The organism is Micromonospora sp. MGP-C2 (assembly GCF_057766525.1).
The window spans coordinates 1-4,542 of sequence record NZ_JBYMEN010000001.1 but is presented as its reverse complement, the minus strand read 5'-3'; the positions used below and the strand labels follow the sequence as shown (position 1 = coordinate 4,542).

Annotated in this window: 1 protein-coding gene and 1 pseudogene; both read left to right on the top strand. The window is 68.4% G+C overall.

The genetic code is table 11. From position 1 onward, the window contains the following. Window positions 1–2,728, top strand: a pseudogene (locus AC3CF1_RS00010) (type I polyketide synthase); the annotation flags it as partial. Window positions 2,729–3,302: 574 nt separating this feature from the next. Then, window positions 3,303–4,542, top strand: a 1,240-nt coding sequence (locus AC3CF1_RS00005; RefSeq protein WP_488449189.1) for a beta-ketoacyl reductase, incomplete at its 3' end; no start/stop codon positions are given.

Sequence of the window (4,542 nt, the reverse complement as noted above, 5' to 3'; positions counted from 1 at the left end):
GAACGCGCGAAGCGCCTCCTGGACGTGGTCCGCACCGAGGCGGCCGCGGTCCTCGGGTTGGGTGGCGTCGCCGACATCGACACCGACCAACCGTTCAAGGAACTCGGCTTCGACTCATTGACCGCGGTGGAGTTGCGTAATCGGTTGGCCGCTGCGACGGGTTTGTCGTTGCCGTCGAGTGTTGTTTTTGATTATCCGTCGGCGGGTGTGTTGGCGGGGTTTTTGGGGTCGTTGTTGGGTGGGGATGAGGGTGTTGTTGCGGAGGTAGTAGCGGGTTCGGTGGTGGATGAGCCGGTGGCGATTGTGGGTATGGCGTGTCGTTTTCCGGGTGGTGTGGGTTCGCCGGATGAGTTGTGGGATTTTGTGGTTTCTGGTGGTGATGGGGTGGTGGAGTTTCCGTCGGATCGGGGTTGGGATCTGTCGGGGTTGGTCGGTGATGGGGAGTCGTTCGGGACGTCGTATGTGTCGTCGGGTGGGTTTTTGGAGGGTGTGGCGGGGTTCGACGCGTCGTTTTTCGGGGTGTCGCCGCGTGAGGCTTTGGCGATGGATCCGCAGCAGCGTTTGTTGTTGGAGGTGTCGTGGGAGGCGTTGGAGTCGGCGGGTGTGGATCCGTTGGGTTTGCGGGGTTCTCCGGTTGGTGTGTTCACGGGGACCAATGGTCAGGATTATTCGACGTTGTTGTTGGCGGTGCCGCGGGAGGCTGATGGTTTCCTGGGGACGGGTAATGCGGCGAGTGTGTTGTCGGGTCGTGTTTCTTATGTTCTTGGGGTGGAGGGTCCGGCGGTCACTGTTGATACGGCGTGTTCGTCGTCGTTGGTGGCGTTGCATTTGGCGGTGCAGGCGTTGCGGTCGGGGGAGTGTGGTTTGGCTCTGGCCGGTGGTGTGACGGTGATGTCGACGCCGGGGACGTTTATTGAGTTTTCGCGGCAGCGGGGGTTGGCCGGTGATGGGCGGTGTAAGGCGTTCGCGGCGGCGGCGGATGGCACGGCGTGGGGTGAGGGTGTTGGTGTTCTGGTGGTGGAGCGTTTGTCGGATGCGGTGCGTCTTGGGCATCCGGTGTTGGCGGTGGTGGCCGGTAGTGCGGTCAATCAGGATGGTGCGTCGAATGGTTTGACGGCGCCGAATGGTCCGTCGCAGCAGCGGGTGATTCGTTCGGCGTTGGGCAGCGCTGGCCTGGGTGTTGCTGATGTTGATGTGGTGGAGGCGCATGGCACGGGCACCAGGTTGGGTGATCCGATCGAGGCGCAGGCGTTGTTGGCCACGTATGGGCAGGACCGTGCTGGTGGTGAGCCGTTGTGGTTGGGGTCGGTGAAGTCGAACATCGGTCACACCCAGGCCGCCGCCGGTGTCGCGGGTGTCATCAAGATGGTCCAGGCCCTGAAGCACAATGTGTTGCCAGCGACGTTGCATGTGGACGAGCCGACTCCGCAGGTCGACTGGTCCACCGGTGAGGTGCGGTTGCTCACCGAGACCCGCCCCTGGCACCCACAGACCAACCGGCCACGCCGCGCGGGTGTGTCCTCATTCGGTTTCTCCGGCACCAACGCCCACCTGATTCTCGAAGAACCCCCGACCGTCGAGGCCGCGACCGACCAGCCGGACACTGCACCGCACCCGATGGTGCCGTGGCTGATCTCCGCTCGTAGTCACGACGCCCTGCGGGCACAGGCAACCCGACTCACCAACCACCTCGACAGACAGCCCGAAGCCGAGCCCGGCAGACGTCGGTCATTCGCTGGACGCTCGCGCCACCCTCGCGCACCGGGCTGTCGTCCTGGCTGAGGATCAGCAGGCCGCGTTGACTGCCCTCGCCGCCGGAACTGCGGCTCCCGGTCTGGTCACCGGCACCGCTCAGGCGGGCGCACCGCCTTCGTCTTCTCCGGTCAGGGGTCGCAGCGGCCCGGCATGGGCCTGGAACTGGCCGAGACCTTCCCGGTGTACGCGGACGCGTTCGACGCGGCCTGCGCCGAGCTCGACATCCACCTGGACCGGCCGATCCGCGACGTGATCGCCGACGACGCCAAGGCCCTGGACCAGACCGTCTACACGCAGGCGGCGCTGTTCGCGGTCGAGGTGGCGTTGTTCCGCCTCGTCGAGTCGTTCGGTGTCACTCCGCACTACCTGGTCGGGCACTCGATCGGTGAGATCGCCGCCGCGCATGTCGCCGGGGTGCTGTCCCTGGCCGACGCGGCGAAGCTGGTTGCCGCCCGGGGCCGCCTGATGCAGGCATTGCCGTCGGGTGGCGTGATGGTCGCGGTGCGGGCCACCGAGGCCGACGTGCTGCCACTGTTGACCGACGGCGTGTCCGTCGCAGCGATCAACGGCCCCCGCTCAGTGGTGCTGTCCGGTGTGGCCGACGAGGTCGCCGCGGTGGCGGCCAACTTCGAGAAGTCGAAGCGGCTGCGTGTCAGTCACGCGTTCCACTCGGTGCTGATGGAGCCGATGCTGACCGAGTTCGCTCAGGTTGCGGAGGCGTTGGCCTACGGGCAGCCCCGCGATTCCGGTGGTGTCGAACGTGACCGGACAGGTCGCGGAGGCGCAGGACGCCGGCTACTGGGTGCGGCACGTCCGGGAAGCCGTGCGGTTCGCCGAGGGCATTTCCACCCTGGAGATCTGCGGTGTCAGCACGTTCGTCGAGATCGGCCCCGACGGGGTCCTGTCGGCCATGGGCGCGGACTGCGTTTCCGACGCGGTGTTCGTACCCGTGCAACGCTCTGACCGCGACCAGCCGACCGACCTTGCTGACCGCCCTGGCCCAGGTCTTCGTGCGCGGCGTCGCGGTGGACTGGACTTCAGTGCCTGACCGGCGGACGCCTCATCGACCTGCCCACCTACGCCTTCCAGCACGAGCGTTACTGGCCGAGCGTCCCCGAGCCGGTGGCCGTCACCGACGCGCCCGGTGAGCGGCCGACGCCGACTTCTGGGCTGCCGTCGAGGACGGTGACCTGGACCGGCTCGGCATCACCGTGGACAGCGCCGGTGACCTGCTCCCGGCCCTGGTCGAGTGGCACCGCAAGCGCCAGGACGCCGAAGTCGTCGACGGCTGGCGCTACCGGGCCACCTGGCGGCCGGTCACCGGAGAGGCCGCCGACAGCCCTCGACGGCCGCTGGCTGATCGTCGGCGCCGATCGGACCGACGAGAGCCTCATCAGTTCCCTCGCGAGGACCCTGACCGAAGCCAGAGCCGAGGTGCTCCACGCGCACAACCGGGCCGCACCGAGCCTCGGCGACCTGCCGGCACCGATCGCCGGCATCGTCGCCTCGCCCGGACACCGGGACCGCCCGCCGAACTACTCGCCCTGGTGCAGGAACTGGTGCGGGCTGGCGTTGTCGCTCCGCTGTGGGTGGTGACCACCGGCGGTGCACCCGTGGGCCGCGCCGACACCGTCACCCCGGAAGCGTCAGCGGTCTGGGGAGTCGGTCGGGTGGTCGGCCTGGAATTGCCGCACCTGTGGGGTGGTCTGGTCGATGTCCCGGCCAGCTGGGACGCGCGGGTGGGTGCCCGACTGGTGCGGGTGCTGGCCGGTGGTTTCGGTGCCGAGGATCAGGTGGCGGTGCGGTCCTCCGGTGTGTACGTGCGGCGGTTGGTCCGTTCGGCCGCCGCAGTCGGTGACCAGCCGGGGTGGTCGCCGTCGGGGACGGTCCTGGTGACCGGTGGCACGGGCTCGCTGGGTGGTCGGGTCGCGGTCTGGGCCGCTGAGCAGGGCGCCGAGCACCTCGTGCTGGTGTCGCGGCGAGGTCCGCAGGCCGAGGGCGCGGCGGACGTCGTCGCTGCGGTCGAGGCGGCCGGAGCACGTGCCACGGTCGCCGCCTGTGACATGGCCGATCGGGACGCGGTCGCCGCGCTGTTGCAGAACCTGGACACACCGGTGCGGGCCGTGGTGCACGCCGCCGGCGTCGAACGGTCCGCGCTGCTCACCGACACCACCCCCGACCTGTGGGACGAGGTGGTCAGTGGGAAGGTCGCGGGTGCGGTTCATCTGGATGAGTTGTTGGGTGATGACCTGGACGCGTTCGTGGTGTTCTCGTCGATCTCCGGTATTTGGGGTTCGGGTGGTCAGGGTGCCTATGCGGCGGCGAATGCGTTTTTGGATGGGTTGATCGCGGCGCGTCGGGCTCGTGGTGTGGTGGGTACGGCGTTGTCGTGGGGTCCGTGGGCTGGTGGCGGGATGGTCGCGGCTGCTGGCGATGACGTGCAGTTGCGTCGTCGGGGGTTGCCGCCGATGCCGGCGGAGTTGGCGATGGCCGCGTTCGCGCAGGTGGTGGGGTCGGGGGAGCGGGCGGTCACGATCGCCGACGTGGACTGGGAGCGGTTTGGTGCGTCGTTCACCTCGGCCAGGTCGCGTCCGCTGCTCGACGAGGTGTACTCCCCGGTCGAGGAGGTGACCGCAGCGCAGAGCACCTTCCTCGACGGCCTGAGTGCCACCGAACGCGCGAAGCGCCTCCTGGACGTCGTGCGCACCGAGGCGGCCGCGGTCCTCGGGCTGGGTGGCGTCGCCGACATCGGCACCGACCGACCCTTCCGCGAACTCGGCTTCGACT